Source organism: Halorubrum sp. SD612 (assembly GCF_002135005.1).
The window spans coordinates 1-2,098 of sequence record NZ_NEWI01000280.1 but is presented as its reverse complement, the minus strand read 5'-3'; the positions used below and the strand labels follow the sequence as shown (position 1 = coordinate 2,098).

At 72.4% G+C, this 2,098-nt stretch carries 2 protein-coding genes and 1 pseudogene; 2 read left to right on the top strand and 1 reads right to left on the bottom strand.

Annotated elements, in window-relative coordinates; translation table 11 throughout:
- Positions 1-202: pseudogene (locus tag B9G38_RS16405) on the top strand (threonine synthase); the annotation flags it as partial.
- 32 nt (positions 203-234) lie between these two features.
- Here B9G38_RS16405 and B9G38_RS16400 read toward each other — a convergent pair.
- Positions 235-1,380: a PGF-CTERM-anchored ABC transporter substrate-binding protein gene (locus tag B9G38_RS16400; protein ID WP_086221088.1), complete on the bottom strand. Its 1,146-nt coding sequence runs from the start codon at positions 1,378-1,380 to the stop codon at positions 235-237.
- Between the two features lie 62 nt (positions 1,381-1,442).
- Between B9G38_RS16400 and B9G38_RS16395 the strand changes: the two genes are divergently transcribed.
- The coding region (locus tag B9G38_RS16395) for an iron chelate uptake ABC transporter family permease subunit (RefSeq protein ID WP_143415567.1) at positions 1,443-2,098 on the top strand (656 nt) is incomplete at its 3' end.

The window sequence follows — 2,098 nt, the reverse complement described above, 5'->3', positions numbered from 1 at the left end:
CATCTTAGCGAGCGCGGTCGCCGTGGCGCAGAACGAGGTCGTCGAGACCGGCGCGGCGGGCGGCGCGGCCCCCGCCGGCGCGTGGGCGCTCGCCGAGGACGGCTTCTTCGACGGCGACGAGACCGTCGTGCTGCTCAACACCGACGCCGGGCTGAAGACCCCGGACATCCTCCGCAGCCACCTGATGGGCCAAGGGATTTAAGAGGTAAACCGCCGATCCGGACGGAGTCCGGCTCAGTCGCGCCGCGCGAGCAGCCCGGTCGCGAGCAGCGCGAGCGCGGCCGCGACGACCCCGAACCCGGGCGCCTCCGCGCCCGTGTCGCCGGCGCTCTCGTCCTCGTTCGTCTCGTTCTCGGCGTCGTCAGTCGCCTCCTCACCCTCCGCCTGTAGCTCGACCACCGCGTTCGACAGCGTCGTCGTGGACTCGATCACGCTGCGCGGCGCCGGCTGGTTGAGGTAGTTCACGTTCATCACCACGTACCCGTCCTCGGCGCCCGCGGTCGTGCTCGCGTACGGCTCCTGGTCGAGGATGGGGGCCTCCGGGTCGGTGACGATGATCAGCTCGGGGTTCGATTCGAGGATCACCTCGTCGGAGAGCTGGGGGTACGCCTCGTAGTCGGCGGCGACGTTCTCCGTCCCGCTCGCGGTCATGATCGAGTGGATGAACGTGTCGTTCGCGGCGACGTAGCCGCCGCCGAGCGGGTACAGCGCGGCGGGGCGGTCGACGCCGGCGGTCCGCTCCTCGGCCGCGTCGACCGCGTCGTACATCTCCGCGTTCGTCTCGGCGGCCGCGTCGCACGCGCCGACGAGCCGACCGATCGTCTCCGTCTTCTCGGCGATGTCGTCGATGCCCGTCGCCGCGGGGAAGTGGTACACCGTCAGCCCCTGCTCGCGGAGCGGCCCGACATCGGCGGCCGAGGAGTTCGGCGCCAGCACGAGGTCCGGTTCGGTGTTGACGACGCGCTCGACGCTCGCGCCGAACTCCGCGGAGACGTTCGCGCGCTCCTCGGCGCCGTCGAGGTAGGAGGCGAACCGGCTCACGCCCACGACGCGTTCCTCGACGCCGAGCTCCCACAGCGTCTGCGCCGCGGAGGGGTTGAGCGTCGTGATCCGCTCCGGGCGCTCCTCCAGAGTCACCGTCTCTCCTGTCGCGTCGGTCACGTTGAGCGGGAAGCCGCAGGCGCCGTCCGTCTGCGCGGGACCGGCCCCCGCCGCCCCCGCGGTGCCGACCGCCGGTCCCGCGCCCGTCGCCGGCTGCGCGTCCGCGGCCGGTCCGTCGGTCGATATCGTCGGCTGTGCTCCCGCGGCCGTCCCGGCGACGCCGCCGATCAGGGCGGTCGTCACCAGCACGGCCATCGCGATCGCGAAGCTGTTTCGCATCGGATCGACGACCGGACTCGTCCAATAAGTATTTACCTACTACAAGTTGTGTTGTGAAACGCATGCGTCCGTGGGTCCGCTCGGCGGCGTGGTCGGCGGCGGTAGCCGCGCTCTTAGCGGTCGTCGTCGTCGGCAGCGCCGCCGTCGGACCCGTCCGTATCCCACCGGAGACCGTTGTGAAGTCGGTGTTGAACGCGCTTTCCGTCCCCGCCGGGGTCGAGACGAGCGCGAGCGGCGTCGGCCCGCTGCCGGTCCCCGGCGTCGGCCCGCTCACGCTGCCCGGCGTCGACCTCGCGTTCGCGTCGCCGTTCGCCTTCCCCGTCGACTCGGTCCACCAGCGGATCGTCGTCGGCGTGCGGCTCCCGCGGATCCTGCTGGCCGCGCTCGTCGGGTTCGCGCTCGCGGCCGCGGGGACGGTGATGCAGGGCTTCTTCCGCAACCCGATGGCGGACCCGTCGATCATCGGCGTCTCCTCGGGCGCGGCGGTTGGCGCGGTCGCGTTCATCGTCTTCCCCGTCGCGCTCTCGACGACCGTCGCCGTCCCCTTCCTCGGCCCCGTCGAAGTCGCGCTCTCGCGGGGCGCGGGGACCAGCCTCTTCGCGTTCGCCGGCGCGCTCGTCGCCGCCTTCGGCGTGTACGCCATCGCGACGCGCGGGGGCCGGACGCCCGTCGCCACCCTCCTCTTGGCCGGCGTCGCGGTCCAGACGTTCCTCGGGGC

Bases quoted from the DNA above. Each gene is read 5' to 3' on its own strand.
- B9G38_RS16400 (WP_086221088.1), bottom strand. From the start codon at position 1,380: ATGCGAAACAGCTTCGCGATCGCGATGGCCGTGCTGGTGACGACCGCC.